At 67.7% G+C, this 25,551-nt stretch carries 23 protein-coding genes and 2 tRNA genes; 10 read left to right on the top strand and 15 right to left on the bottom strand.

What is annotated here, in order from left to right; translation table 11 throughout:
• Window positions 1-79: 79 nt before the first annotated feature.
• Genes GGR89_RS05255 through GGR89_RS05245 form a run of 3 tightly spaced genes read right to left on the bottom strand, consistent with a single transcriptional unit; the run spans window position 80 to window position 2,267 of the window.
• On the bottom strand, window positions 80-571 hold the full coding sequence (locus GGR89_RS05255; protein WP_241213197.1) for a DUF805 domain-containing protein: 492 nt from the start codon (window positions 569-571) through the stop codon (window positions 80-82).
• Between the two features lie 41 nt (window positions 572-612).
• On the bottom strand, window positions 613-1,788 hold the full coding sequence (locus GGR89_RS05250) for an acetyl-CoA C-acyltransferase (protein ID WP_126000793.1): 1,176 nt from the start codon (window positions 1,786-1,788) through the stop codon (window positions 613-615).
• 47 nt (window positions 1,789-1,835) lie between these two features.
• A complete protein-coding gene (locus GGR89_RS05245) occupies window positions 1,836-2,267 on the bottom strand; it encodes a MaoC family dehydratase (protein ID WP_125972910.1) in 432 nt (143 codons plus the stop codon).
• 157 nt (window positions 2,268-2,424) lie between these two features.
• Here GGR89_RS05245 and putA point away from each other — a divergent pair, with 157 nt between their 5' ends.
• Window positions 2,425-5,433: a bifunctional proline dehydrogenase/L-glutamate gamma-semialdehyde dehydrogenase PutA gene (gene putA / locus GGR89_RS05240; RefSeq protein ID WP_241217810.1), complete on the top strand. Its 3,009-nt coding sequence runs from the start codon at window positions 2,425-2,427 to the stop codon at window positions 5,431-5,433.
• 167 nt (window positions 5,434-5,600) lie between these two features.
• On the opposite strand, the gene GGR89_RS05235 is transcribed toward putA, so the two are convergent.
• Window positions 5,601-6,833, bottom strand: a complete 1,233-nt coding sequence (locus GGR89_RS05235) for a polyhydroxyalkanoate depolymerase (protein WP_125972773.1) — start codon at window positions 6,831-6,833, stop codon at window positions 5,601-5,603.
• 154 nt (window positions 6,834-6,987) lie between these two features.
• On the opposite strand from GGR89_RS05235, the gene GGR89_RS05230 reads away from it, so the two are divergent.
• Window positions 6,988-8,766, top strand: a complete 1,779-nt coding sequence (locus GGR89_RS05230) for an ABC transporter transmembrane domain-containing protein (RefSeq protein WP_125972775.1) — start codon at window positions 6,988-6,990, stop codon at window positions 8,764-8,766.
• 48 nt (window positions 8,767-8,814) lie between these two features.
• Here GGR89_RS05230 and GGR89_RS05225 read toward each other — a convergent pair whose 3' ends face one another.
• The 3 genes from GGR89_RS05225 to GGR89_RS05215 form a co-directional block, all read right to left on the bottom strand.
• Window positions 8,815-10,578 (bottom strand): EAL domain-containing protein, encoded by a 1,764-nt coding sequence (locus tag GGR89_RS05225; protein WP_167712778.1) that lies wholly within the window; start codon window positions 10,576-10,578, stop codon window positions 8,815-8,817.
• A gap of 70 nt (window positions 10,579-10,648) precedes the next feature.
• Window positions 10,649-12,259 (bottom strand): NAD(P)/FAD-dependent oxidoreductase, encoded by a 1,611-nt coding sequence (locus tag GGR89_RS05220; RefSeq protein WP_125972779.1) that lies wholly within the window; start codon window positions 12,257-12,259, stop codon window positions 10,649-10,651.
• A 228-nt stretch (window positions 12,260-12,487) separates the two neighbouring features.
• Window positions 12,488-12,919, bottom strand: a complete 432-nt coding sequence (locus tag GGR89_RS05215; protein ID WP_125972781.1) for a MarR family winged helix-turn-helix transcriptional regulator — start codon at window positions 12,917-12,919, stop codon at window positions 12,488-12,490.
• 140 nt (window positions 12,920-13,059) lie between these two features.
• Here GGR89_RS05215 and GGR89_RS05210 point away from each other — a divergent pair, with 140 nt between their 5' ends.
• On the top strand, window positions 13,060-13,485 hold the full coding sequence (locus GGR89_RS05210; protein WP_125972783.1) for an organic hydroperoxide resistance protein: 426 nt from the start codon (window positions 13,060-13,062) through the stop codon (window positions 13,483-13,485).
• 226 nt (window positions 13,486-13,711) lie between these two features.
• Here the strand turns inward: GGR89_RS05210 and GGR89_RS05205 are convergent, their stop codons facing one another.
• The 4 genes from GGR89_RS05205 to GGR89_RS05190 all read right to left on the bottom strand — a co-directional run bounded on the left by GGR89_RS05205 (window position 13,712) and on the right by GGR89_RS05190 (window position 16,241).
• Window positions 13,712-14,128 (bottom strand): flagellar basal body rod protein FlgC, encoded by a 417-nt coding sequence (locus GGR89_RS05205; RefSeq protein WP_125972787.1) that lies wholly within the window; start codon window positions 14,126-14,128, stop codon window positions 13,712-13,714.
• Window positions 14,129-14,256: 128 nt separating this feature from the next.
• Window positions 14,257-15,087 (bottom strand): alpha/beta fold hydrolase, encoded by an 831-nt coding sequence (locus tag GGR89_RS05200; protein ID WP_125972912.1) that lies wholly within the window; start codon window positions 15,085-15,087, stop codon window positions 14,257-14,259.
• Window positions 15,088-15,756: 669 nt separating this feature from the next.
• Window positions 15,757-15,832 (bottom strand) — tRNA-Ala (locus tag GGR89_RS05195).
• A gap of 82 nt (window positions 15,833-15,914) precedes the next feature.
• Window positions 15,915-16,241: a TIGR02300 family protein gene (locus tag GGR89_RS05190; protein WP_121074901.1), complete on the bottom strand. Its 327-nt coding sequence runs from the start codon at window positions 16,239-16,241 to the stop codon at window positions 15,915-15,917.
• Between the two features lie 104 nt (window positions 16,242-16,345).
• Between GGR89_RS05190 and aroA the strand changes: the two genes are divergently transcribed.
• The 5 genes from aroA (at window position 16,346) to GGR89_RS05165 (ending at window position 20,957) form a co-directional block, all read left to right on the top strand.
• Complete coding sequence (aroA, locus tag GGR89_RS05185) at window positions 16,346-17,674, top strand: 3-phosphoshikimate 1-carboxyvinyltransferase (RefSeq protein WP_125972789.1); 1,329 nt, start codon at window positions 16,346-16,348, stop codon at window positions 17,672-17,674.
• A 58-nt stretch (window positions 17,675-17,732) separates the two neighbouring features.
• A complete protein-coding gene (locus tag GGR89_RS05180) occupies window positions 17,733-18,359 on the top strand; it encodes a (d)CMP kinase (protein ID WP_125972791.1) in 627 nt (208 codons plus the stop codon).
• Window positions 18,360-18,647: 288 nt separating this feature from the next.
• Window positions 18,648-20,360 carry a 30S ribosomal protein S1 gene (rpsA, locus tag GGR89_RS05175; protein ID WP_121074891.1) on the top strand — a complete coding sequence of 571 codons (1,713 nt, stop codon included), beginning with the start codon at window positions 18,648-18,650 and terminating at the stop codon, window positions 20,358-20,360.
• 184 nt (window positions 20,361-20,544) lie between these two features.
• Window positions 20,545-20,823 (top strand): integration host factor subunit beta, encoded by a 279-nt coding sequence (locus tag GGR89_RS05170; protein ID WP_066719245.1) that lies wholly within the window; start codon window positions 20,545-20,547, stop codon window positions 20,821-20,823.
• Window positions 20,824-20,870: 47 nt separating this feature from the next.
• Window positions 20,871-20,957: transfer RNA gene (locus GGR89_RS05165), tRNA-Leu, on the top strand.
• Window positions 20,958-21,051: 94 nt separating this feature from the next.
• On the opposite strand, the gene GGR89_RS05160 is transcribed toward GGR89_RS05165, so the two are convergent.
• Window positions 21,052-21,555 (bottom strand): NUDIX domain-containing protein, encoded by a 504-nt coding sequence (locus GGR89_RS05160; protein ID WP_125972793.1) that lies wholly within the window; start codon window positions 21,553-21,555, stop codon window positions 21,052-21,054.
• Window positions 21,556-21,656: 101 nt separating this feature from the next.
• On the opposite strand from GGR89_RS05160, the gene GGR89_RS05155 reads away from it, so the two are divergent.
• Complete coding sequence (locus GGR89_RS05155) at window positions 21,657-23,117, top strand: ABC transporter substrate-binding protein (protein ID WP_125972795.1); 1,461 nt, start codon at window positions 21,657-21,659, stop codon at window positions 23,115-23,117.
• A gap of 9 nt (window positions 23,118-23,126) precedes the next feature.
• Window positions 23,127-23,546: a DUF4112 domain-containing protein gene (locus GGR89_RS05150; protein WP_125972797.1), complete on the top strand. Its 420-nt coding sequence runs from the start codon at window positions 23,127-23,129 to the stop codon at window positions 23,544-23,546.
• A 42-nt stretch (window positions 23,547-23,588) separates the two neighbouring features.
• On the opposite strand, the gene GGR89_RS05145 is transcribed toward GGR89_RS05150, so the two are convergent.
• The 3 genes from GGR89_RS05145 to nadC are packed head-to-tail and all read right to left on the bottom strand — an operon-like array spanning window position 23,589 to window position 25,539.
• On the bottom strand, window positions 23,589-23,969 hold the full coding sequence (locus tag GGR89_RS05145) for a putative quinol monooxygenase (protein WP_125972799.1): 381 nt from the start codon (window positions 23,967-23,969) through the stop codon (window positions 23,589-23,591).
• Window positions 23,966-24,682 carry a ribonuclease T2 family protein gene (locus tag GGR89_RS05140; RefSeq protein ID WP_125972801.1) on the bottom strand — a complete coding sequence of 239 codons (717 nt, stop codon included), beginning with the start codon at window positions 24,680-24,682 and terminating at the stop codon, window positions 23,966-23,968. Before GGR89_RS05140 ends, GGR89_RS05145 begins: the two co-directional genes overlap by 4 nt.
• Before the next feature lie 11 nt (window positions 24,683-24,693).
• On the bottom strand, window positions 24,694-25,539 hold the full coding sequence (nadC, locus tag GGR89_RS05135; protein ID WP_125972803.1) for a carboxylating nicotinate-nucleotide diphosphorylase: 846 nt from the start codon (window positions 25,537-25,539) through the stop codon (window positions 24,694-24,696).
• Window positions 25,540-25,551: the final 12 nt, after the last annotated feature.

Genomic DNA, 25,551 nt, shown 5'->3' with positions numbered 1-25,551 from the left:
AGCTCGCCCAGGCGATATCGCTAACAATGGTTACCGTAGCAATAAACAAGCCGCAATTAGTTTGATTTTCACGCGAATTTCAGACAATTCGCGGGTCCGCACCGAAACGATTGGCGCCGATGGCCGGCGACCAGTAGAGCGCGACTGCCAGAATCGCGAGCGCGACTTGCCCCGCCAGCGGCAGCATCGGCACGCCGGGATGCAGCCCGATCGCCACCTGGGTGCGGTCCAGATCGCCCGCCACCCCGATCGCGGCAAGCAGCAGGCCCGGGATCGCCGGCAGCCCGACATCGTGCAGCCGCCGCACGATCAGCCCGATCAGCGGCACGAACAGCGCCAGCGCCAGCGCCTCCTCCACCGCGACGCGGCGCCAGAAGACCGTGAGGTTGAGCGGCGTCGGCGGATGGAAGAAGTGGAAGCCGAGGAACAACAGCAGCTCGCCGATCGCGATCAGGATCAGCGCGCTGGTCAGCTCGCTGCGCGTCGAGCGCCCGTGGAACACGAAGCTCTGGCCGATGGCGCGGAGGCCGTTCCGCAGCGACACCCCGTCGCGATAGCTGGCTGCTGTCATGGGCCGGAGGGTGCAGCGCAGCACACCCTCCGGTCAACCCCTTAGAGCGTCTCGAAAAGACCCGCCGCGCCCATGCCGCCGCCGATGCACATCGTCACGACGACATATTTGGCGCCGCGGCGCTTGCCTTCGATCAGCGCATGGCCGGTCATCCGCGCGCCCGACATGCCGTACGGGTGGCCGATCGAGATGGCGCCGCCGTTCACGTTGAGCAGTTCATTGGGGATGCCCAGCTTGTCGCGGCAATAGAGCACCTGCACCGCGAACGCCTCGTTGAGCTCCCACAGGCCGATATCGTCCATCTTCAGGTTGAAGCGCTCGAGCAGCTTGGGAATGGCATAGACCGGGCCGATGCCCATCTCGTCGGGCTTGGTGCCCGCCACCGCCATGCCGATATAGCGGCCGAGCGGGGTGAGGCCGCGCTGCTCGGCAAGCTTCTCCTCCATCAGCACCGCGGCCGAAGCGCCGTCGGACAGCTGGCTGGCATTGCCCGCGGTGACGGTGCCGTTGGGCACCACCGGCTGGAGCGCCTGCAGGCCCTCCAGCGTCGTTTCCGGACGATTGCCCTCGTCCTTGGCAAGCGTGATTTCCTTCTGCGAGACTTCCTTGGTCTCCTTGTTGACCAGGTTCATCGTCGCGGTGACCGGCACGATCTCGTCGTCGAACTTGCCCGCAGCCTGCGCGGCGGCGGTGCGCTGCTGCGACTGGAGGGCATAGGCGTCGCACGCCTCGCGGCCGATGCCGTAGCGTGCGGCGACCACTTCAGCGGTCTGGAGCATCGGCATATAGGTGTCGTTGTGCATCGCGATCAGCTCGCGATCGGGCTCGACGCGCATCTGCGGGGTCTGGACGAGGCTGATCGATTCGACACCGCCGCCAAGGGTGATGTCCATATTGTCGACGACGATCTGCTTGGCCGCCGTCGCGATCGCCATCAGGCCCGAGGCGCACTGGCGGTCGATCGACATGCCCGGCACTTCGACCGGCAGGCCGGCGCGGAGCAGCGCGAGGCGGGCGATGTTGGGCGCCTGGCTGCCCTGCTGGAGCGCGGCGCCGAACACGACGTCGTCGACCTGGCCCGGCTCTAGCCCTGCCCGCTCGACCGCCGCGCGGATCGCGTGCGCGCCCAGCGTCGGCGCCGGCGTGGCGTTGAACGCCCCGCGATAGGCCCGGCCGATGCCCGTGCGGGCGGTGGAAACGATGACTGCGGAGCGCATTTCCTGTCCTTCCTTCTTCGCTCCCCTCCCGCTTGCGGGAGGGGAAATTAGACGTAAATCAGCGCGATCCACTCGGCGATCACCGCCGGCTTCTCCTCGCCTTCGATCTCGAGCTGATATTCCTGCACCTGTTCCCAGACGCCGAGCTTGCGCTCGACGAACTTCTTGAGCGTGAAGCGCCCGCGCACCCGCTTGCCCGAGCGCACCGGCGTGAGGAACCGAACCTTGTTCCCTCCATAGTTCACCCCCATCCGCACGCCCTCGATCGCCGGCGCATCGGTGCGCGCGGCGAGCATCGGCATCAGCGACAGCGAGAGGAAGCCATGCGCGATCGTGCCGCCGAACGGAGTCTCGGCCGCGCGCACCGGATCGACATGGAGGAACTGGTGGTCGCCGGTCGCCTCTGCGAACTGGTCGATCATCGCCTGGGTGACCTCCACCCAGTCCGAGACATGCTCGGTGCCGACCCGTTCGGCCATCTCCTGCGGGGTGACGGTCGCCGCCAAGACTATCCTCTCGCGTAATTATCTTTCATAGGCACGCCATATCTAGTGGGGCCACCGGCCTCCCTGCAAGCTTTAGCCGACCGGAAACTGGAAAATGCCGACTGCCGTACCGTCACACCACCGCGAATCGATGGCCAAGCTGCACCGTGCGGCCGAACCCGATGTTCTAAAACCGCTTCTGGAGCGGGCGCGACTCACGCCCGATTCGCGCGAGCGGGTGATGGACCACGCGCTGGCGCTGCTGGCGGACCTGCGCGCCGCGCAGAATCGCGGCTGGGTGAACCAGTTCCTCCAGGAATACCGGCTGAACTCGTCTGAGGGCGTGGCGCTGCTCAGCCTGGCCGAGGCGTTCCTGCGCGTGCCCGATCCCGAAACCGCCGACCTGCTGATCGCCGACAAGATCGGCGATGCCGACTGGAAAGCGCATTCGGGCAAGTCGAACTCGGTGCTGGTCAATTCGGCGACCTGGGGCCTGATGCTGGGCCGCGCGCTGGTCGGCGACGAGAAGACGGGCGTGCTCCGCCGCCTGATCTCGCGCGCCGGCGAGCCCTTCGTCCGCCAGGCGGTGGGCGCCGCGATGAAGCGGATGGGCGAGGTGTTCGTGATGGGCCGCACCATCGACGAGGCGATGAAGCGGATGAAGAAGCCCGAGAACAAGGGCTTCACCGCCAGCTTCGACATGCTGGGCGAGGCCGCGCGCACCAAGGCCGATGCCGAACGCTATTTCCAGGCCTATTTCGAGGCAATCCGCGCGGTCGGCCGCGATCCCAAGGCGGGCCATTCGATCTCGGTGAAGCTCTCCGCGCTGCACCCGCGCTACGAAGTCGCGCAATATGATCGCTGCGTGCCCGAGCTGACCGACATGCTGGCCCAGCTCGCCTCGGAATCGGCGGCGCAGGGCATCCCGCTCACCGTCGACGCGGAGGAGAGCGAGCGGCTGGAGATGAGCCTCGACATCATCGGTTCGGTCGCAAGGCGGCCCGAGCTGCGCGGCTGGAACGGCTTCGGCATGGCGGTACAGGCCTATGGCAAGCGCGCCCGCGCGGTGATCGGCTGGGCCGACGATCTCGGCCGGCCGATGCACGTCCGCCTGGTCAAGGGCGCCTATTGGGACAGCGAGATCAAGCGCACCCAGGTCGAGGGCCTGGCGGACTATCCCCTGTTCACCCGCAAGGCGGCGACCGACGTGTCGTACCTCGCCTGCGCGCGCGACATGCTGGCGGCGAAGAACATCGTGCCTGCCTTTGCCAGCCACAATGCGTTGACCGTCGCCACCATCCTCGACTGGGCCGGTGACAGCCGCGACTTCGAGTTCCAGCGGCTCCATGGCATGGGCGAAGGGCTGTACGAGCGGCTGGTCAACGAACAGGGCTATCACTGCCGCATCTATGCGCCGGTGGGTGGGCACCGCGACCTGCTGGCGTACCTCGTCCGCCGCCTGCTCGAGAACGGCGCCAACTCCAGCTTCGTCCACCAGCTGGCCGACGAGCAGTTGAGCGAAGCCGAGCTGCTCGCCGATCCGGTGGAGAAGATCGCGGCCGTTGGCGGCACGCGGCATCCGAGCATTCCCCTGCCAGTCGATCTGTTCGGCGCTTGGAAGAACTCGGGCGGGATCGATCTCGCCGAGCGGACCATCCTTGCAGAGACGGCGGCGGCGATTGCAGCCTCTCCCCCTCCCGCGCGCGGGAGGGGGCCGGGGGGTGGGCCCACGCTCACCACCAGCGAACCGGCTGTGGAAGCCGGGGGCCCACCCCCTGCCCCCTCCCGCACGCGGGAGGGGGTTGCTTCAGCCATCGACCGCGCCTCAGCCGCCTTCCCCGGCTGGGCGGCCACCCCGCTCGCCACGCGCGCCGCGATCCTCGAGCGCCTCGCCGACCTGCTCGAGGAAAACCGCATCGAGCTGATGGCGCTGGCCGTCAAGGAAGCCTTCAAGACCATCCCCGATGCTCTCGGCGAGGTCCGCGAGGCCGCCGATTTCTGCCGCTACTATGCGCTCCAGGCGCGCACCGGCCTCGCGCCGATCACCCTCCCCGGGCCGACGGGCGAGCGCAACGAGCTGCGCATGGAAGGCCGCGGCGTGTGGGCGACGATCGCACCGTGGAACTTCCCGCTGGCGATCTTCCTCGGCCAGACCGCCGCCGCGCTGGTCGCGGGTAACGCCGTAGTCGCCAAGCCCGCGCCGCAGACGCCGGAGATCGCCCGCGCCGCGGTGCGCCTCGCCCATCAGGCGGGCGTGCCCGAGGATGCGCTGGTGCTGGTGACCGGCGGGCCGGAAGTCGGCGCCGCGCTCACCTCCGACCATCGCATCGCCGGCGTGGCGTTCACCGGCTCGACGCCGACCGCCAAGAAGATCGCCGCCGCGCTGCTGGAAGGCAACGACCGCCCGCTGGTGCCGCTGATCGCCGAGACCGGCGGCATCAACGCGATGATCGTCGATTCGACCGCCCTGCCCGAGCAGGTGGTGGCCGACGTGCTGACCTCGGCCTTCCGCTCCGCCGGGCAGCGCTGCTCGGCGCTGCGGCTGCTGTTGCTGCAGGAAGAGATCGCCGAGGGCGTGATCGAGATGCTGCGCGGCGCGATGGAGCTGCTGATCCTCGGCGACCCCGCCGATCCGCGCACCGATATCGGCCCGGTGATCGACCAGGCGGCGTACGACAAGCTGATGGCCTATCGCGACAGCGCCAAGGCCCAGTGGATCAAGACCGTGCCGGTGCCCGCCACCGGCCTGTTCGTGCCGCCGACAATGATCCGCATCGACCGACCCGAGGACCTGACCCGCGAATGGTTCGGGCCGATCCTCCACGTCGCCACCTGGAAGGCGGGCACGCTCGCGGAGACGGTGGCGCGGGTGAATGCGAAGGGCTTTGGGCTGACCATGGGCCTGCACAGCCGCATCGCCCGCTCGGCCGAGCTGGTCGAGGCGGAGGCGCGGGTGGGCAATTTGTACATCAACCGCTCGATGATCGGTGCGGTGGTGGGCTCGCAGCCCTTCGGCGGCGAGGGCCTGTCGGGCACCGGTCCCAAGGCGGGCGGCCCGCACTATCTGCACCGCTTCTGCGCGGAGCGGGCGGTGTCGGTGGACACGACCAGCGCCGGCGGCAATGCGACCCTGCTCAGCCTGGACGAAGGGGGGATTTGAGCTGGCCTAGCTATCCTCTCCCTTGAGGGAGGGGATAGCGAAGCTTGGAGAGGGTGAGCGGCGCGCAAGCGCCGCCTAGCCGTTCGATAGCCGGACTGCCCCTCTCCCTCCCACTGCCTTCGGCAGCGGGCCCCACCCTCTCCCCGGTGGGGAGAGGGATAAATCGCTCACCCGCCGTGCGTGGCCATCCACTGCTCGACGACCGGCGCAATGCGGTTGCGCCATTTCGAGCCGTTGAAGATGCCGTAATGGCCGACGCCTTCGGCCAGATGGTATTGCTTGTGCGATTCCGGCAGGTTGGTCGCGATCGTCAGCGCCGCCTTGGTCTGGCCGATGCCCGAGATGTCGTCGCGCTCGCCTTCGATCGCGAGGATGCCGATGTCCTTGATCGCGCCCGGATCGACCTTGCGGCCGCGGTGCAGCATCTCGCCCTTGGGCAGCGCGTGGGTCTGGAACACCACTTCGATCGTCTGGAGATAGAATTCGGCGGTCATGTCGCAGACCGAACGATATTCCTCGTAGAACTTCATCGTCGCGTCGGCGCTCTCGTCGTCGCCCTGGACGAGATGCTTGAACATCTCCCAATGCGAGATGAGGTGGTTGCCGAGGTTCATCGTCATGAAGCCGGCGAGCTGGAGGAAGCCGGGATAGACCTTCCGACCCGCACCCGCATAGGTCATCGGGACGGTGGCGATGACGTTGTGCTCGAACCAGCTGTACGGCCGCTCGGTCGCCAGCGTGTTGACCGCGGTGGGCGCCTCGCGCGTGTCGATCGGGCCGCCCATCATGGTCAGCGTCGCCGGGCGATTGGGGTGATTGTCCGCGCTCATCACCGCCGCGGCGGCATAGCAGGGCACCGAGGGTTGGCACACCGCCAGCATGTGCGGGCGGGGCGCACCCTCCGCGCCGATATGCGCGAGGAAATCGATCACATAATCGACATAGTCGTCGAGGTCGAAGCGGCCTTCGCTGGTCGGCACCAGCTTCGCGTCGCGCCAGTCGGTGATGTACACATCGGCCACCGGCAGCATCCGCTGCACCGTGCCGCGCAGCAGCGTGGCATAATGGCCGGACATCGGCGCGACGATCAGCAGCTTCGGCCCGCCCTCGACGCCTTCGCGGACGAAGCGCTTGAGCTGGCCAAACGGCTTCCGCAGCACGATCTCCTCATGCACCTCGACCCGGCGGCCGTCGATCTCGGTGAAGTCGAGCGCGAATTCGGGCTTGCCGCGCGGTGCGGAGGCGTGCGCGAACACCTCCAGCGCCGAGGCCATCACCGGCCCGCCGCCGAAATAGGCGAACGGATTGGCCGGATTGTTGAGCAGCCCCGCGCCGAAATTGGCCAGAGCACTCGCACCTGCGAGCATCGAACGTTGGAATTCGTAAGCGTCGTACAGCATAAAATTCCTTCCCCGTGCCCCGATCCCTGCAGCGGGGGTTGTCTTACCACTCATATAGACGGCGGCGTTGTGCGCCGCAACGTCGTACCTATGCGGAACCGAGACAAACGGAGGTAGTTCCCCTGCCCCGCGAACCGCGCTAGTCGCTTTCCCCATGGCCGACACGACCCCGCCGCCGGCGCCGCGCCGCAAGCTCAGCAGCCTGCTGGTCATCTGGCAGTTCACCCGCCGCTATCCGCTGCAGATCGCCGTCGCGATGGTGTCGCTGCTCACCTCGTCCGCCGCGACGCTGTGGATCCCGCGCACCTTCAAACAGATCGTCGACAACGGCTTTTCGGCCGGTGCCGATACCAGCAGGATCGGGATCTATTTCCAGGGCCTGCTCGCGGTGATCCTGGTGCTGTCGATCGCGACGGCAGTGCGCTTCTTCTTCATCTCCTGGGTGGCCGAGCGCACCGTGGCGGACCTGCGCATTGCAGTGCACCGCAACCTGCTGCGCCTGCCACCGAAATGGTTCGAGGAGAACCGGCCCTCGGAGATCGCCTCGCGTCTCACCTCGGACACCGCGCTGGTCGAGCAGGTGGTCGGCTCGACCGTGTCGATCGCGCTGCGCAACCTGCTGACCGGTATCGGCGGGGTGATCTATCTGTTCGTGCTGTCGCCCAAGATTGCCGCCTATCTGATCGTCGGCATGCCGCTCACCGTGCTGCCGATCGTCTGGCTGGGCGGGCGCGTGCGGCAATATTCGCGCGCCAGCCAGGACCGCGTCGCCGATATCGGCGCGATCGCCTCCGAAACGCTGGGCGCGATGCGGATCGTCCAGGCCTTCGGGCAGGAGCGGCGCGAGGGCCAGCGCTTCCAGGACGCGGTGGTGCGCAGCTTCGCCGCCGCGCAGAAGCGCTTTGCGCTCCGCGCGATCATGACCGCGCTGGTGATCGGCCTGCTGTTCACCGCGATCACGCTGATCATGTGGGACGCGGTCTCGGGTGTCGCCGCCGGCCAGATCAGCGGCGGCGCGATTACGGCGTTCGTGATCACAGCCGGCCTCGTCACCGGCTCGTTCGGCGCGCTGACCGAAGTCTATGGCGATCTGCTGCGCGCCTCGGGCGCCGCCAGCCGGCTCGCGGAATTGCTCCAGCAGGAATCGGACATCGCCCCGCCCGCCAATCCGGTGGCGCTGCCCAGCCCGGCCGAAGGCGCGATCGCGTTCGACGCGGTGACCTTCCGCTATCCGACGCGGCCCGAGGTTTCGGCGCTGCAGGACTTCTCGCTGTTCGTCGCACCCGGCGAGACGGTGGCGGTGGTCGGCCCCTCGGGCGCCGGAAAGTCGACGCTGTTCCAGCTGCTCCAGCGCTTCTACGACCCCGAAAGCGGCGAGATTCGCATCGACGGCGTCGCCGTCCCCAAGGCCGATCCGGCGGAGGTGCGCGCGCGCATCGCGATGGTGCCGCAGGAGACGGTGATCTTCGCCGCCAGCGCCCGCGACAATCTCCGCTATGGCGCCTGGGACGCCAGCGACGAAGCGATCTGGGCCGCTGCCGAGGCGGCCAACGCCGCCGAGTTCCTGCGCAGCCTGCCGGATGGGCTCGATACCTTCCTCGGCGAAGGCGGCGCGCGGCTTTCGGGCGGGCAGCGCCAGCGTCTCGCCATCGCCCGCGCTCTGCTCCGCGACGCGCCGATCCTGCTGCTCGACGAAGCGACCAGCGCGCTCGACGCCGAGAGCGAGAAGCTGGTGCAGGATGCGCTCGAGCATCTGATGCAGGGCCGCACCACGCTGGTGATCGCGCACCGCCTCGCGACTGTGCGCGCGGCCGGGCGGATCATCGTGATGGACGGCGGGCGGATCGTCGAGACCGGCACCCATGCCGAACTGGTGGCGCAGGGCGGGCTCTATGCTCGGCTGGCCGCGCTGCAGTTCAACGAAGCGGCGTAATAGCGAAACAAGAGCATGTCCTCTCCCGCCGTGCCGGGGGAGGAATGCTCAGGCTGCCAGTGCAGTCCGGGACGCGATCCATTCGGCGAAGGCCGGCACTTCCAGCGGCCGTGCGAACCAATAGCCCTGTGCTTCCTCGCAGCCCATGCCGGCCAGGATCGCGGCGGCCTCTGCGGTTTCCACCCCCTCGGCCACGATGCGGCGGCCGAGCTTGTGGAGCAGGCCGACCATCGTCTCGACCAGCACAAAATCGGCACCCGAAGCGGAGCTTAGCCCCCGCACGAAGGCCTGATCAATCTTCACGACATGCGCGGGCACCTGCTGGAGATAGGCAAGGCTGCTGTGCCCCGTACCGAAATCGTCGATCGCCAGCGCGATCCCCGCCTCGGCCAGCTCGCGCAGCATCGCCAGCGCCTTTTCCGGCTGCGCCATCATCGCGCTTTCGGTGAGTTCGACCTCCAACTGAGAGGGGCGCAGCTGGCGGGCGATCAGCGCCAGCTGGATGCGCTGGATCAGGTCCGCTTCCATAAGGTTGGCGGCCGAGATGTTGACCGACAGCGTCAGGTCGAGCCCGGCCGCCTGCCAGGCGGCAAGCTGGTCGAGCGCGTGCTCCAGCACCCATTGCGTTGTCGGGCGAGCCAACGCTGTTTGCTCGATAATCGGGATGAATTCGCCCGGCGACACTTCGCCCAGAGTCGGATGGCGCCAGCGCAGCAGCGTCTCCGCGCTGAGGCAGCGCCCCGTGGCGAGGTCGACACGCGGCTGGAAGACCAGCCGCAGCTGATCCTCCGCTTCCAGCGCCGCGCCAAAATCTTGCAGCAGATCGTAGTGTCGCCGCATCGCATGGTCGCGCGCTTCGGAATAAAGCGCGATAGCACCATCGATGCGGCGCGCGTCCTGCGCCGCGCTGGCAGCGCCGCGCAGCACGTCTTCGGGTGTAACTTCGCCCAACCGGAACGGGCGAACGCCGATGGCCACGCTGGTGACGAATCGGACGCTCGACGTCGCCCGAATTACCTCGAAGCCGCGTTCGAGCACCGTGATATAGGCCTGCACCTCCATGTCGGGGGGCGACAGGAAGGCGAACTGAGTCGTGCCGACATGATAGGCGGTCCGGTTCGGACCGAGCACGTTCTGGATCGCGTGCGCTGCCTCGCGCACCATTTCATCGAGCCGGGCGGCGCCCATCGCCCCGACGATCTTGGCGATCTGGTCGTCGCGGGCAAGATCGGCGACCACGGCAATACGCGCCTGTCCTGGGCAGTCCAGCGCCAGATCGGACAGGTCCTCGCAGAACTGGGCGCGCGTCGGCAGTCCGCTGATCGGGTCGATGCGACCGAAGGAATGCTGCAGCTCGATCTGCTCCATCACCATGGCGGCGAGATCGGTCAGCGCCGCCAGTTCCTCGGGCTTGGCGATGCGCGGCTCGACGCCCAGCACGCACAGCGCGCCGAGCCCATAGCCCTCCCTGGTCACCAGCGGCGCCCCGGCATAGAAGCGCGTGCCATGTTCGGCCAGCAGGCTGTCCGCGTAACAAGCGTGCGTCGCGAAATCCTCGATCACGACCAAATCGCGCGTTTCGGCGACTTCCGCGCAAGGCGCCTTGTCGCGCGGGATGCTGCAATGCTCCACGCCGACGCGCGACTTGAACCATTGCCGGTCCCTGTCGGTCAGCGACACCGCCGCGATTGGCAGGCCGAAGATCTGCGCCGCCATCCGCGTGATGCGGTCGAAATGCTCGCTCGGGGGCGTGTCGAGCAGCTTCAGCTGATGCAGCGCGTCGAGCCGCGCGGCTTCCCGGTAATCCTGCACAATCGTTCCCTTCGCCGTTCATTATAGACACGGCGCCGTGGCGATCCGGGATCCCGGGAAAATCCGGTGGTTAACCGGCCGTCATGCTCTTCGCGACCGCCTCGGCGACCTTGATTCCGTCGATCGCCGCCGAGAGGATGCCGCCGGCATAACCCGCGCCCTCGCCCGCCGGAAACAAGCGCGGCGTGTTGAGGCTCTGCAGATCCGCCCCGCGGGTGATCCGCAGCGGCGAGGAGGTGCGCGTCTCCACCCCGGTCATCACCGCCTCGGGATGGTCGTAGCGCGCGATCTGCCGGCCGAACACCGGCAGAGCCTCGCGGAACGCCTCGATCACGAAATCGGGCAGGCAGGCCGAGAGATCGGTGGGCGTGACGCCCGGCTTGTAGCTTGGCACCACCTGGCCCAGCGCGGTCGAGGGCCTTCCGGCGAGCAGATCGCCGACCAGCTGGCCCGGCGCATGGTAGTTGGAGCCGCCGGCGAGGAAAGCGGCGTCCTCCCATTTGCGCTGGAGCTCGATGCCCGCGAGCGGCCCTCCGGGATAATCGCGCGCAGGATCGATCGCGACGACCAGGCCCGAATTGGCGTTGAACTCGGCGCGCGAATATTGGCTCATGCCGTTGGTGACGACGCGGCCCTCCTCCGAGGTTGCCGCCACCACCCGCCCGCCCGGGCACATGCAGAAGCTGTAGACCGTGCGGCCATTGGCGCAGTGGTGCGACAGCGCATAGGCGGCCGCACCCAGGTCCGGATGCTTGGCGCAATTGCCGAAGCGCGCCTGGTCGATCCAGCTCTGCGGATGCTCGATCCGCACGCCGATCGAGAAGGGCTTGGCCTCCAGATGCACGCCCATGCGGTGGAGCATCTCGAAGGTCGGCCGCGCGCTATGGCCCACCGCGAGCACGACATGGTCGGCCTCCAGGAAGCTGCCGTCGTGCAGGTGCAGGCCGCGCATCTTGCGCGCGCCGTCGAGCTCGATCGCGTCGACGCGGGTCTGCCAGCGATATTCGCCGCCCAGTTCCTCGATGGTGCGGCGCATGCTCTCCACCATCGTCACGAGGCGGAAGGTGCCGATATGCGGGTGGGCCTGCCACAGGATGTCGTCGGGCGCGCCGGCCTTCACAAATTCCTCGAGCACCTTGCGGCCGAGGAAGCGCGGGTCCTTGACCCGGCAATAGAGCTTCCCGTCCGAGAAGGTCCCCGCCCCGCCCTCGCCGAACTGGACGTTCGAATCCGGATTGAGCTCGGAGCGTCGCCACAGGCCCCAGGTATCCTTGGTGCGCTCGCGCACGATCTTGCCGCGATCGACGATGATCGGGCGGAAGCCCATCCGGGCGAGGATCAGGCCGGCGAACAGCCCACACGGCCCCGCGCCGATCACCACCGGGCGGAGACCCTGCCAGCCTTCGGGCGCGTGGACCGGCGGGCGGTAGGTCATGTCCGGGGTCGGCCGCACGTCCTTGTCACCGGCGAGGCGCGCCAGCACCTCGGCCTCATCCGTCAGGTCGACGTCGACGGTGTAGACCAGCAGGATCGCATTGCGCCGCCGGGCATCGTTGCCGCGCTTGAACACAGTGAAGCCGCGCACCTCGGCCGGCGCCACCCCCAGCCTCGCCGCGATCGCGGGGGCAATCGCATCGGCGGGATGGTCTAGCGGCAGGGAAAGTCCGGACAGGCGCAGCATCGAAAATTGGGTCCAGCAGATGTTGGGGGGCGTGATCGTCCCTTAGCGTGGTGGGACGGAGCGGCAAACCAGGGATTGCGCGCTGGCCGTACCACAAACCCCATTGTCATTCCCGCAAAGGCGGGAATCCATTTGCCAGGGCGCTGGGGAATAGAACCGCGGGTTCAGCGCCAATGGATCTCCGCCTTCGCGGGGATGACGTCAGGGTGTGAGGCGACGGAAACGCCCTCACTCCCGCGCCAGCGAGTCGCGCAGCGCCTGCGCTTCGCTATTCAGCGCAGCCAGTCGATCGAGCGTCAGATCGGTCTTCTCGAGGATCGCCTCCCCCAGGCAGCCGCATTGCTCGCGGATCGCTTGGCCTTGCTCGGTGAGGAACACCTGGACCTGGCGCTCATCTTCCGGATTGCGGCGGCGCTCGACCAGCCCGGCAGCCTCCAGCCGCTTCACCAGTGGCGTGATCGTGCTCGATTCGAGCGCGAGCCGCTCGCCGATCGCGCCCACCGTGCGGCCGTCCTTCTCCCACAGCGCATGGAGCACCAGATATTGCGGATAGGTGATCCCCAGCCGATCGAGGATCGGCTTGTAGACGCGTGTGATCGCCATGCTCGCGCTGTAGAGCGAGAAGCAGAGCTGGCCGTCGAGCGGAAGCGGGGCAGGCATGGGCAGAAACTCCTCCCCGCCAAAGCGCAGCGGGATGAAACATATATCGCGATAAAGATTTCTCTGGACAAGGGGAGCAGCCTCGCCTATCTACTACTTATCGCGATAAGGATTATCGCGGAACTTAAAGGAGACATCCGATGTCGGTCGATGTGAAGTACACCACCAAGGCAACTGCAACCGGCGGCCGTGACGGCAGCGCACGCTCGGAAGACGGCGTTCTCGACGTCAAGCTCTCGACCCCGAAGGAACTGGGCGGCGCCGGCGGTGACGGCACCAATCCCGAGCAGCTGTTCGCGGCGGGCTATTCGGCCTGCTTCATCGGCGCGCTCAAGGCGGTCGGTGCGGGCATGAAGATCAAGGTTCCGGCCGACGTCACGGTCACGGCAACGGTGGGCATCGGCCCGCGTTCGGAAGGCGGCTTCGGCATCACCGCCGATCTGCTGGTCAGCCTGCCGGGCATGGATCGCGAAGAGGCCCAGAAGCTGGTCGACGCCGCGCACCAGGTCTGCCCCTATTCGAACGCGACCCGCGGCAACGTGAACGTCGGCCTGACGCTGGCGTGATCACGCTACGCCCTCTCCCTGCTGGGAGAGGGCCATTACTCTCGACAAAATACCCCGTCATCCCCGCGAAGACGGGGATCCATTGGTGGTGACGCCGCGGCTCTTTTCTCCGACGTCCTGGCAAATGGATTCCCGCCTTCGCGGGAATGACGATGAATTTAGAGGCGCTGTCGGTGCTTCCACTCGAGCGAACGGTCGTCATGTTCGGGGAAGAAGGCCGGCGCTCTCAGACCCGCATGTCCAGCAGCGCCCCCATCATCCGGTCCTCGGTCTTGATCACCGAGAGGTTCGCGCGAAACGAGAAGAGCGCCTTGCGCTGTTCGACATCCTCGCTCGCGAAATCGACGTCGGGCGCTTCGATGTTTCCATCCGCATCGGCATCCTGCGATTCGGGATCGTAGCGCGGCCCCGTGCCCGGCACCGCCGGCACCGGCTTGGCGTTGACGCCGCCCGCGGCAGCCGCTGCCTGATAGATCGCGATCGGCTGATAGGCGTGGTTGACCGTCTTGCCGATCGCATTCGCCGCCGTCACCGCCTTGACGGTCTCGCCGGTGGTATTGGCGTTGGCGACGTTCTGCGCGCTGACGTTGATCCGCGCGACGCTGGCCTGGGCCCCCGTAAGGGCAATGTTGGTGGCGATCATGGCGCTACTCCGATGCGCCAGTGTCGCAGCAGCACGTGAACAAGCGGTTGCCGAACATGCTTAACCGGCCGCACACGCAAAAAGGGCCGCGCCGCCGAACTGGCAGACGCGGCCCGTTTGTCAGCGCATCACTTGCGGATGAACGCCAGCAGATCGGGGTTCAGCACGTCAGCGTGCGTGGTCAGCATGCCGTGCGGATAGCCCTTGTAGACCTTCAGCTCGCCATTCTTGACCAGCTTCACGCCCAGCATCGCCGAATCCGCGATCGGCACGATCTGGTCGTCGTCGCCGTGCATGAACAGCACCGGCACCTGAATCTTCTTCAGATCCTCGGTCTGGTCGGTTTCCGAGAAGGCCTTGATGCAGTCATACTGCGCCTTCGCGCCGCCCATCATGCCCTGGCGCCACCAATTCTGGATGATGCCCTGCGAGATCTTCGCACCCGGACGGTTGAAGCCGTAGAACGGGCCCGACGGCACATCGAGGTAGAATTGCGCGCGGTTCGCGGCGAGCGCGGCGCGGAAGCCGTCGAACACCTCGATCGGCAGGCCGCCGGGGTTGCTGGCGGTCTTGACCATGATCGGCGGGATCGCGCCGACCAGCACGGCCTTGGCGACACGGCCCGGCTTGGAGCGCGCGACATAGGCCGCGACTTCGCCGCCGCCGGTCGAGTGGCCGATATGCACGGCGTTCTTCAGGTCCAGCGCGTCGGCCAGTTCGATCACGTCTGCGGCATAGGTCGCCATGTCGTTGCCGGTGTCGGTCTGGGTCGAACGACCATGACCGCGGCGATCATGCGCGATCACGCGGTAGCCGTGCTGCAGGAAGTACAGCATCTGCGCATCCCAATCGTCCGCGCTCAGCGGCCAGCCATGGTGGAACACGATCGGCTGGGCGGTCTTGGGGCCCCAGTCCTTGTAGAAGATTGTCGTGCCGTCCTTGACCGTGATGGTAGCCATGTTCGCTTCTCCATGATGTGAGTGGCCCTGGGCCATCGCCTGCGCCGTCGGTGCGAGCGCCGCGACGGTACCCACCGCCAGCGCGCCTTCCAGCAATTCGCGGCGCGTGACGCCCAGCATAGTTTCGATTCCGCTCATCCCCGCACTCCTCCGAACCAACGCCGATTCGATGTTGGCGCGCGGTGCGCCCGATCGGCTGCGGCCGCTCATGACAGGATCGATACGGCCGCGAAATCGAACGCTGGTATAGGGCGACCCACCGGCGGGTGAAGAAAGACCCGGTTACGCTCGTAACGACTTCGGTGCCCGGGGACACGGCCGGTCCGCGCGGCGTACGGTTCGGGAATGCTCTAGGAACGCCCCTAGGCGCGCTGAGCAATCGACGACCCGAAAGACCATCGCCCCGGAGCCAGGGCGCGGTGCGATGCGCGCGCCCCGGTTCTGCGCGCGGCGGTGCGGATGGGCATATCGACGACCCCGGCGCTCGCCGCGGCGGGACGCTCCAGCGGATGCGCTCTTGGGGCAGCCAGCCGGCCGGAGCAGGTGTGAAAAAGAAAAAGAAAGCGGCACGCGCCGCGTGGCGCGTCTTCGACCTGGACCAAGCAGCGCCTTGCGCCGCTAGGGGGGTGCCCCGAAGGGCGGATTTCAGACCGGAAATTCCGGGGGAAATGGTGGAGCCGAGGGGGATCGAACCCCTGACCTTCGCAATGCCATTGCGACGCTCTCCCAGCTGAGCTACGGCCCCATTCCCCGGGAAGGCGGCCCCTCTATAAGGGCCTTGCGGGGTTGGCAAGCGCCTTTTTCGCGCTTGCCAAAATTTTTTCGAATTACTGCTCGTCGTCGTCGCTGACGGTCTCGACGCCCAGGTCGTCGTCGCCGCCCAGATCGACGTCGTCGTCCGGCGAGGGCTCCTCGTCGTCCGCACCGATGTCCAGATCGTCATCGCCCACCAGATCGGAATCTTCCGCTTCCGGCTTGTCGGTATTGGCCTTCACTGCCTCGAACGGCAGCGGCTGCTTCGACTTCAGGATGGGCTCGGGCTCCCAGGCGAAACCGCAGTTGATGCAGGTGACCGGCTCGTCCTTGGTCAGATCATAGAAGCGCGTACCGCACTTCGGGCAGCTGCGCTTGGTGCCCCATTCCGGCTTCACCATGTGTTGCCTCTTCGCCTTTCGCTGTGTTCGGAGATTTCGGGATATGATCCCGGAAAGTGGGGCGCGCCTTGCCATGCTGCAAGCCGCCTGTCAAAGCCGCGCCCATGTCGAACACCGATCCCCGCCCTCTCACCCTCGCCGCCCGCGGTCCGCTGCGCGGCACCGTTACCGTTCCCGGCGACAAGTCGATCAGCCACCGCGCGATCATGTTTTCCGCGCTCGCGGTCGGCGAAAGCCGGATCGAAGGGCTGCTGGAGGGCGAGGACGTGCTCGCCACCGCCGCCGCGATGCGCGCGATGGGCGCCCAGGTGGAACGTGGCGAGGACGGCGTGTGGCGCGTTCACGGCGTCGGCGTCGGCGGGCTGCAGCAGCCGACCCAGGCACTCGACATGGGCAATAGCGGCACCTCGACCCGCCTGCTGATGGGCCTGGTGGCGAGCCATGGCATCACCGCCACCTTCACCGGCGACGCCTCGCTCTCGGGCCGCCCGATGGGCCGCGTGATCGAACCCTTGAGCCGGATGGGCGCCGAGATCACCGCCAGCCCCGGCGGTCGCCTGCCGCTGATGCTGCGTGGGCTCTGTCCGGCGGTGCCGATCGAATATACCCTGCCCGTCGCCTCCGCGCAGGTGAAGTCGGCCGTTCTGCTCGCCGGCCTCAACACGCCGGGCATCACCCGCGTGATCGAGCCCGTCCCCACCCGCGACCATAGCGAGCGGATGCTCCGCGGCTTCGGCGCCGAACTGACCGTCGAGGACGGCCCCGACGGCAAGATCATCTCGATCACCGGCGAGGCCGAGCTGAAGCCCCAGCACATCGTCGTCCCCGGCGACCCCTCGTCCGCGGGCTTCTGGATGGTCGCCGCGTCGATCGTGCCGGGATCGGAAATCACCATCGCCAATGTCTGCATTAACCCGACCCGCACCGGCCTGATCACCGCGCTGCGCCTGATGGGTGCCGACATCGCCGAGACCAACGCTCGCACCGTCGGCGGCGAGCCGGTCGCCGATCTGATCGTCCGCCATGCGCCCTTGAAGGCGATCGAAGTACCCGCCGATCTCGCGCCGAGCATGATCGACGAATATCCGGTGCTGTTTGTCGCCGCGTCGCTGGCCGAGGGGCGCACCGTCGCCCGCGGCGCGCACGAGCTGCGAGTCAAGGAATCGGACCGGATCGCCGCGATGCGCACCGCGCTCGAAGCCTGCGGCGTGGTCACCGAGGAGTTCGAGGACGGCCTCGCCATCCAGGGGTCGGCCGGCGCGCCGCTCGCCGGCGGCGGCAAGGTCGCGACGCTGCTCGACCACCGCATCGCGATGAGCATGACCGTCACCGCGCTCGCCGCCGAACAGCCGATCGCAATCGACGACGTCGCGCCGGTGGCGACCAGCTATCCGAACTTCTTCGCCACGCTGGACGCGCTGACCGCCGGCTGATGCGACAGGTTCACGGCAAGTCCCTTGACGCGCGGCGCCGGTCTCGCGAGGGAACCGCATGATTATCGCAGTCGACGGCCCGGCAGCTTCGGGCAAGGGCACCATCGCGCGCGCCCTCGCCCGCCAGTACAACTTGCCGCATCTTGATACCGGCCTGCTCTATCGCGCCGTCGCCGCGACGGTACTGCGCGAGGGCCTTGATCCGAGCAAGGAAGCCGATGCCGTCGCTGCCTGCGGATTTGACGATTCGCTGCTTGCCGACCCCTTCCTGCGCACTGACGAAGTGGGCCAGACCGCCTCGATCGTCTCGGCGCATCCGCTGGTGCGCGCGGCGCTGCTCGCCCGGCAGAAGCGCTTCGCCCAGCAGCCGGGCGGCGCGCTGCTCGACGGCCGCGACATCGGCACGGTGATCGCGCCCGAGGCCGAGGTGAAGCTGTTCGTCAAGGCGACCCCGATGATCCGCGCCCAGCGCCGCCACCTGGAACTGCGCAAGAACGGCATCAACGTCAGCCTCGACAAAGTGCTCGCCGACATCCGCGCCCGCGACGAACGCGACTCGCAGCGCAGCGAGGCGCCGCTGGTGCAGGCGGCCGATGCGGTGACGCTCGATACCAGCTTCCTGTCGATCGACGCGGCGGTGCAGCGCGCGGTCGAGATCGTCGAGAAGAAGCGGGCGTCCGGGTAACAACGCCTCCCCGTGCCGGGGAGGAGCAGGATCTGCCGAAAAACTTGCGTTTCCACCCCATCCGCAGTAAGGCGCGCGCATCCTGCGGACGGGTGCTCGTGGGGGATGGCGCTGGGAGCCTAGCTTCCATGCGCCCTTTTCGCGTTTAGACGCGTCTCGGCCGTCCCCCGCCTGAACCCGACCGACGGATGTCGCGACCGGCATTCGGCCGCCGCGGCGATTCTGGCCCTCAAGACCGCCGGACCCAACCGGCTGGCCGGAAAAACGAACGTTAGGAACCTCTTTTCTATGGCCACTACGGCAACCCCATCCCGCGACGATTTCGCGGCACTGCTCGACGAAACCTTCGGTCAGGCGGACGGCTTTGAAGGCCGCGTCGTGATCGGCACCGTCACCGGCATCGAGAACGACCTCGCCGTCATCGACGTCGGCCTCAAGTCCGAAGGCCGCGTGCCGCTGCGCGAATTCGCAGCCCCCGGCCAGAAGGCGGACCTCAAGGTCGGCGACGAAGTCGAAGTCTATGTCGACCGCGTCGAGAACGCGAACGGCGAAGCGATGCTCAGCCGCGACCGCGCCCGCCGCGAAGCCGCCTGGGACAAGCTCGAGGCGGAATTCGCCCAGAACACCCGCGTCGAAGGCGTCATCTTCGGCCGCGTCAAGGGCGGCTTCACCGTCGACCTCAACGGCGCCGTGGCCTTCCTGCCGGGCAGCCAGGTCGACATCCGTCCGGTGCGTGACGTCACCCCGCTGATGGACATCGCCCAGCCCTTCCAGATCCTCAAGATGGACCGCAAGCGCGGCAACATCGTCGTGTCGCGTCGCGCGGTGCTCGAGGAAACCCGCGCCGAGCAGCGCTCGGGCCTGATCCAGAGCCTCGCCGAGGGCCAGGTGATCGACGGCGTCGTCAAGAACATCACCGATTACGGTGCGTTCGTCGACCTGGGCGGCATCGACGGCCTGCTGCACGTCACCGACCTCAGCTACAAGCGCGTCAACCACCCGTCGGAAGTGCTGAACATCGGCGACACCGTCCGCGTTCAGATCATCCGCATCAACCGCGACACGCAGCGCATCTCGCTGGGCATGAAGCAGCTCGAGAGCGATCCGTGGGATGGCGCGAGCGCAAAGTATCCGGTTGGCGCCAAGCTGTCGGGCCGTGTGACCAACATCACCGAATATGGTGCGTTCGTCGAGCTGGAAGCCGGCATCGAGGGCCTGGTCCACGTTTCGGAAATGAGCTGGACCAAGAAGAACGTCCATCCGGGCAAGATCGTCTCGACCTCGCAGGAAGTCGAAGTCGTCGTGCTCGAGGTCGATCAGGAAAAGCGCCGCATCTCGCTCGGCCTCAAGCAGGCCCAGCAGAATCCGTGGGAAAAGTTCGCCGAAGAGCACCCGGTCGGTTCGACCGTCGAGGGCGAAGTCAAGAACGCCACCGAGTTCGGCCTGTTCATCGGCCTGGACAACGACGTCGACGGCATGGTCCACATGTCGGACATCGCCTGGGGCATCTCGGGGGAAGACGCGCTGGCGCTGCACCGCAAGGGTGAGACCGTCACCGCGATCGTTCTGGCCGTCGAAGCCGACAAGGAGCGCATCTCGCTCGGCATGAAGCAGCTTGAGCGTGGCGGCGTCGCCGCTGCCGGTTCGACCGGTGGTGCCGATCGTCTCGGCAAGAACTCGGTCGTCACCGTCACCGTCCTCGAAGTCCGCGACGCGGGCCTCGAAGTGCAGGTTGGCGACGATGGCGCGACCGGCTTCATCAAGCGCACCGACCTCGGCCGCGACCGCGACGAGCAGCGTCCGGAGCGTTTCCAGGTCGGCCAGAAGTTCGATGCGATGGTCACCGGCTTCGATCGTTCGAAGAAGCCGACCTTCTCGGTCAAGGCGATGCAGATCGCCGAAGAGAAGCAGGCCGTGCAGCAATATGGCTCGTCCGACTCGGGCGCGTCGCTGGGCGACATTCTGGGTGAGGCCCTCAAGGCCCGCAGCCAGAACAACTAATCTTTCGACCTGAAGAGGGGCTCGGGCGCCGCGCAAGCGGTTCCCGGGCCCTTCTTTTTTGATTTTAGGACCGCATCAGCCACATCTTCTGGTTGCTGCAGATTGGGAAAAAGCGCTAAGCTTTCCTTGGGGATAGCCGTTGCGCGGCCATTGGGGGGCGCGTTTCGCCAAGGGAGGGGCCCGGATGATCCGGTCTGAGTTGGTTCAATTGCTGGTGCAGGAAAATCCGGGCCTTTCGGTCCGGGAAGTCGAAAAGATCGTCTCGATCTTCTTCGACGAGATCGTCGGCCGACTGAGTGAAGATGGTCGCGTCGAACTGCGCGGCTTCGGTGCATTTTCGACGCGCGCGCGCGATGCCCGCGTGGGTCGCAACCCGCGAACCGGCGAGTCCGTGGAAGTGGATGCCAAGCGCGTCCCCTACTTCAAGCCCGGCAAGGAGATGCGCATTCGCCTCAACATGTGATGCGCGCTTGACACGCGGCGTGCGGCAGCGTCTTGCCTGCCGCCCACGCGGACGTGGCGGAATCGGTAGACGCCGGAGACTTAAAATCTTCTGCCTTTCGAGGCGTGCGGGTTCGAGTCCCGCCGTCCGCACCAGCATGGGCTTGTACCACGCTGAAAAGGCCAGGGAATCGGCATCGCAGCCGGTGCCTGGACCTTGTCGCATCCGGGAATTGGGCAGAGCCCGCGCTTACCAGTCCTTCGCCACCGGAAGCCCCTCGCGCCACTCGGCGAGGCGGCGGACGGTGCCGGCGGTGACGCCCTCGGGCAAGGCATCCAGATCGAAGGCGCCCGCTTCGACGATCTCCAGCGAGGGACGGAAGGCGAATTCTACCTGCTCCACCAGCGCGATCGTCACCGTATCGCGGCGGAAATTGGGGCGGTGCTGCAGCGTGCCGAGTACGCGCACCGCGCCATGCGACAACATGCCGGCTTCCTCGCGAAGCTCGCGCAACGCTGCCTGTTCGGCAGTCTCGCCACCCTCATGCCCGCCGCCCGGCAGGTGCCAGCCCGGGATATAGCTGTGCCGGACGAGGATCACCTGGCCCGTCGGCGTCACCGCGATCGCCCGCACCCCGCGCGTCTGCGGCCGGGTGACGAACCAGCCCACCGTCCGCGCCGCCAGATAGCCGCGCAGCGCCAACGTGATCGCCAGCGCCGTGAGCGGGTTCGAATGGAGCCGATTCGATGCCATAAGCACCTGATAGGCCTCGGACCCCCTGCGCGGAAGCCACCGGGGTTGGCAGCACGGGCGTGCTCCCATAGAGCTTGGGTTTCGCCGCCAGGGACCCGCCGATGCCACGCCTGCGCCTGCCCGTTTTCGCCCTGCTGCTCACCGCCACCGCGTGCGGCGGGCCCGCGGGCCAGCGCAAGGACACGACGCCGGTGGTGGTCAGCGCGATCGGCAGCGATGCGCTGCTGGTCGATCCCGGCACCACCGCCCTCGACACGGCGCAGGCGGTTGCGCTGGCAGCCACTGCGCAGGGACTGGTCCGCTTCGATCGTACCGGCCAGATCGAGCCGGCGCTGGCCGAGCGCTGGGCGGTGTTCGACGATGCGCGGAGCTATATCTTCCGGCTGGGCGAGGCGACCTGGCCCGATGGCCAGCCGGTCACCGCCGGCGAGATCGTCCGCGTGCTGCGCCGCGCGGTCGCGGCCAATACGAAGAGCCGGCTCGCCCCCTATCTCGCGGTGATCGACGAGATCGTCGAGATGACCCCGCAGGTGATCGAGGTCCGGCTGAAGAGCCCCCGCCCCGATCTGCTCAACCTGTTCGCCCAGCCCGAAATGGCGGTGTTCCGCGGCCGCAATTTTGCCGGGTCGGGTCCCTTCCGCATCGTGGCGGGCAAGCGCGACGGGCTGTTGCTGCGTCCGGCGGAGGAGCCCGGCGAGGGCCCCAGGGCGGCACCGACGCCGCAGGAATATGTGCGGCTGCGCGGCGAACGCGCCGCCGCGGCCATCGCCCGCTTCCGCGCCGGTGCGTCCGATCTGGTACTTGGCGGATCACTGGCGGATTGGCCGATCATCGAGGCGGCAGGAATCGCGCCCGAGAATGTCCGGCTGGATTCCGCCTTGGGCCTGTTCGGGCTGGCGATGCTGCATCGCGAGGGCTTCCTCTCCACCCCGCAGAACCGTGCCGCCATCGCGATGGCGTTCGATCGCAGCGCGATCACCAAGGCGATTGCCCCCGATTGGTCCGCAGCCGAGACGATCCTGCCCGCGCAGATGGACTCCGCCGCGCCCCCTGCCCCCGGCAGCTGGATGACGGTCGCGCCAGACCAGCGCCGCGCGCTCGCCAGGCAGCGGGTGCGCGAATGGCAGGCGGTGCATCCCGGGCCGGTGGAAATCACCCTCGCATTGCCCTCCGGCGCGGGCGCAACGCTGCTCTGGGGCCATCTCGCCTCCGCGCTGATCGCCGTCGGCCTCACCCCGCACCGCGTCGGCCTGGGCGATCCGCGCGCCGATCTCGCGCTGGTCGACGACGTGGCGCCCTATGACAGCGGCCGCTGGTATCTGGCGAACGCCTGCCGCGCCTGTTCGGAGGACACTGCGACGCTGATCGCCGCGGCGCGCGACGCGCCCGATCTCTACAACCGCACCCATCGCATCGCCGAGGCCGATGCGATGCTGGCGAGCGACGTTGCCTTCATTCCGCTCGCCCAGCCGCTGCGCTGGTCGATCGTCGCGCTGCGCCTGTCCAATTGGCAGGGGAACGCGCGCGCCTGGCACCCGTTGAACCACCTGCGCAAGCAGTGAGGTCAGGGAATGGCACGGGCGACACGGTTGAATGAGGGTTTCGCACAGAGGCTGCCGATCGGCACCGATGCCGCGGCGGTGCGCCAGCGGATCGAGGCGATGGAGCATCTGCTGGAAGGCATCGTCACCATCCCCGGCACGCGCCGCAAGGTGGGGCTGGACGTGCTGCTCGATTTCGTGCCGGCGGTCGGCCCCAGCATCGCCGCGGCGATGGGCGCCTATCTTGCCTGGGAAGCCCGAAATCTGGGCATGCCGAAGCGGACGATCGCGCGCATGGCGGGCAATATCGGCGTCGACTGGGCGCTGGGGATGATCCCCTTCGTCGGCGCGGTGCCCGATTTCTTCTTCCGCTCGAACACCCGCAATGTGCGACTGATCAAGCGCTACCTCGACAAGCACCACCCGGCGAGCGTAGTGATCGAGGGGTGAGCGGACGAGCTAACCCCTTCCTCCTTGGCGGAGAGGCTTACGCTACCGCAACCCCGCACCACCCACGGGCGCCGTCTCCGCAACCGTCTCCATCGCGGCGATCATCGGCCGCCCCTTGGCGATGGCGGCACGTACGGCCGGCAGCGCGAGCGAACCCGCATGCGCCGCCTTCGACTCCCACACCTCGGTGATCCACAGCAGGTCGGCATCGCTCGCATCGTTCGCCACGACATAGCTCAGGCATCCGGGCATCGCCGCCGTGCCTTCGACCAGGATCGCCGCCAGCGCATCGCGCATGCCGGGCTTTGCCGTCATCTTGCCGACCATGCCGTACATCGGCCCCGCCGGCGCAGCGGCAGCGGCCGGCGCGGCGACACCCAGCGCGGCAGCACCCGCCAAGAAGCTGCGCCGCTCCAAGGTCATGCCTTCGCTCTCCGCCAGATCTTCAGCGCCGCATCATCCGCGGCCCCGCCGGTCCCCGCCTCGCAGCGACGATAGCGGAAGCGTGTGTCGAGGCAGAGCCACAATTCTTCCAGCCAGCCCTCGCGAGTCGTCGTCACCCGGATCGCGCTTGCCGGGATCGCCCGGTTCTTCGCCGCGAAGGCGCGCTTGAAGTCGCCAACGGTCAGCGGGCCCTGCGCCAGCGTCTCCATGTCCGGATAGCGGATTGCCCGGTACAGGCTCGTCGAGCGCTGGAAATAGGCCTCGGGCGTCGTTTTCATGCAGGTGCCGTGCTTGGCCCATTCGTGCTGGATCAGCTGCTCGGAAGGGGTCGCGCACATCGTCTTGCGGATCAGCGCGGGCGGCAGGATCGGGGTTGCCTTGCAATATTGCGGCCACAGCTTGCCGCGCCCGTCGGGCCACAGCCCGTGCAGGGTGAAGCCGAAGCGGTTGGTGCCGCCGCACTGGAACGCCTTGGCCGGCTCGTCGCCATGCGCGCGGCAGAAGCCCGGCGCCCAGGTGAGCGCCAGCGTGTAGCTGCCGATCGGCAGGATCCGCTGCGGCTCCTTGGCGCTGGGCAGGTCGGGCAGCGGCCGCTCGACCTTGCTCGGCGCCGTGCACATCTGCGCCTGCGCGAGCGCCGCACCCGGCACCAGCGCCGCAATGACGCCGAAGCCTCCCAGAATCGCCTTCATCCCCATCTCCCTCACACGCTCGCGAAATCGAGGCCGATATCGGCCGCCGGGGCCGACTGGGTCAGCCGGCCGACGCTGACATAGGTGACGCCGCTTTCGGCGATCGCGCGGATCGTGTCGAGCCGCACCCCGCCCGAAGCCTCGGTCGGCACCCGGCCGGCGACTAGCGCCACCGCCGCGCGCAGCATCGCCGGGCCCATATTGTCGAGCAGCAGATGCGTCGCGCCGGCGCCGAGCGCGGGCGCGATCTGGTCGATCCGGTCGACCTCGACGATGATCCGTTCGATTCCCGCCGCCACCGCGCGCGCCACCGCCGCCTCGACCGATCCGGCGACGGCGACATGGTTGTCCTTGATCATCGCCGCATCCCACAGGCCCATGCGATGGTTGGTCGCGCCGCCCATGCGGGTCGCGTATTTCTCCAACACGCGCAGCCCCGGCAGCGTCTTGCGCGTATCGAGCAACGTCGCGCCGATGCCGTCGATCGCATCGACATAGCTGCGCGTCATCGTCGCGATCCCGCTGAGATGCTGGACGGTGTTGAGCGCCGAGCGCTCGGCGGTAAGCATCGCCCGCGCCTTTCCCCGCAGCCGCAGCAACGCGGTCCCCGGCGCGACCTGCGCGCCGTCCTCGACCAGCCGTTCGATCTCCACCTCGGGATCGAGCGCGCGGAAGAACGCCTCGGCGATGGGGAGCCCGGCGACGGTGATCGGGTCGCGGCTGTCCATCACGCCTTCGAAGCGCGCCTCGGCGGGGATCACCGCGGCCGCGGTGATGTCACCGCCGGGGCCGAGATCCTCGGCCAGCGTGGCGCGGACGAACGAGTCGCAATCGAAACCGGGGAGCGCGAAGGTCATGGCCGGGCTGTA

The organism is Sphingomonas trueperi (genome assembly GCF_011927635.1).
Lineage (GTDB): Bacteria > Pseudomonadota > Alphaproteobacteria > Sphingomonadales > Sphingomonadaceae > Sphingomonas > Sphingomonas trueperi.
Note: the sequence above shows the minus strand (reverse complement) of the source record. Positions and strands in the feature narration are given on the sequence as shown.

Bases quoted from the DNA above. Each gene is read 5' to 3' on its own strand.
- GGR89_RS05255 (WP_241213197.1), bottom strand. From the start codon at position 571: ATGACAGCAGCCAGCTATCGCGACGGGGTGTCGCTGCGGAACGGCCTC.
- GGR89_RS05250 (WP_126000793.1), bottom strand. From the start codon at position 1,788: ATGCGCTCCGCAGTCATCGTTTCCACCGCCCGCACGGGCATCGGCCGG.
- GGR89_RS05245 (WP_125972910.1), bottom strand. From the start codon at position 2,267: ATGGCCGAACGGGTCGGCACCGAGCATGTCTCGGACTGGGTGGAGGTC.
- putA (WP_241217810.1), top strand. From the start codon at position 2,425: ATGGCCAAGCTGCACCGTGCGGCCGAACCCGATGTTCTAAAACCGCTT.
- GGR89_RS05235 (WP_125972773.1), bottom strand. From the start codon at position 6,833: ATGCTGTACGACGCTTACGAATTCCAACGTTCGATGCTCGCAGGTGCG.
- GGR89_RS05230 (WP_125972775.1), top strand. From the start codon at position 6,988: ATGGCCGACACGACCCCGCCGCCGGCGCCGCGCCGCAAGCTCAGCAGC.
- GGR89_RS05220 (WP_125972779.1), bottom strand. From the start codon at position 12,259: ATGCTGCGCCTGTCCGGACTTTCCCTGCCGCTAGACCATCCCGCCGAT.
- GGR89_RS05215 (WP_125972781.1), bottom strand. From the start codon at position 12,919: ATGCCTGCCCCGCTTCCGCTCGACGGCCAGCTCTGCTTCTCGCTCTAC.
- GGR89_RS05210 (WP_125972783.1), top strand. From the start codon at position 13,060: ATGTCGGTCGATGTGAAGTACACCACCAAGGCAACTGCAACCGGCGGC.
- GGR89_RS05205 (WP_125972787.1), bottom strand. From the start codon at position 14,128: ATGATCGCCACCAACATTGCCCTTACGGGGGCCCAGGCCAGCGTCGCG.
- GGR89_RS05200 (WP_125972912.1), bottom strand. From the start codon at position 15,087: ATGGCTACCATCACGGTCAAGGACGGCACGACAATCTTCTACAAGGAC.
- GGR89_RS05190 (WP_121074901.1), bottom strand. From the start codon at position 16,241: ATGGTGAAGCCGGAATGGGGCACCAAGCGCAGCTGCCCGAAGTGCGGT.
- aroA (WP_125972789.1), top strand. From the start codon at position 16,346: ATGTCGAACACCGATCCCCGCCCTCTCACCCTCGCCGCCCGCGGTCCG.
- GGR89_RS05180 (WP_125972791.1), top strand. From the start codon at position 17,733: ATGATTATCGCAGTCGACGGCCCGGCAGCTTCGGGCAAGGGCACCATC.
- rpsA (WP_121074891.1), top strand. From the start codon at position 18,648: ATGGCCACTACGGCAACCCCATCCCGCGACGATTTCGCGGCACTGCTC.
- GGR89_RS05170 (WP_066719245.1), top strand. From the start codon at position 20,545: ATGATCCGGTCTGAGTTGGTTCAATTGCTGGTGCAGGAAAATCCGGGC.
- GGR89_RS05160 (WP_125972793.1), bottom strand. From the start codon at position 21,555: ATGGCATCGAATCGGCTCCATTCGAACCCGCTCACGGCGCTGGCGATC.
- GGR89_RS05155 (WP_125972795.1), top strand. From the start codon at position 21,657: ATGCCACGCCTGCGCCTGCCCGTTTTCGCCCTGCTGCTCACCGCCACC.
- GGR89_RS05150 (WP_125972797.1), top strand. From the start codon at position 23,127: ATGGCACGGGCGACACGGTTGAATGAGGGTTTCGCACAGAGGCTGCCG.
- GGR89_RS05145 (WP_125972799.1), bottom strand. From the start codon at position 23,969: ATGACCTTGGAGCGGCGCAGCTTCTTGGCGGGTGCTGCCGCGCTGGGT.
- GGR89_RS05140 (WP_125972801.1), bottom strand. From the start codon at position 24,682: ATGAAGGCGATTCTGGGAGGCTTCGGCGTCATTGCGGCGCTGGTGCCG.
- nadC (WP_125972803.1), bottom strand. From the start codon at position 25,539: ATGACCTTCGCGCTCCCCGGTTTCGATTGCGACTCGTTCGTCCGCGCC.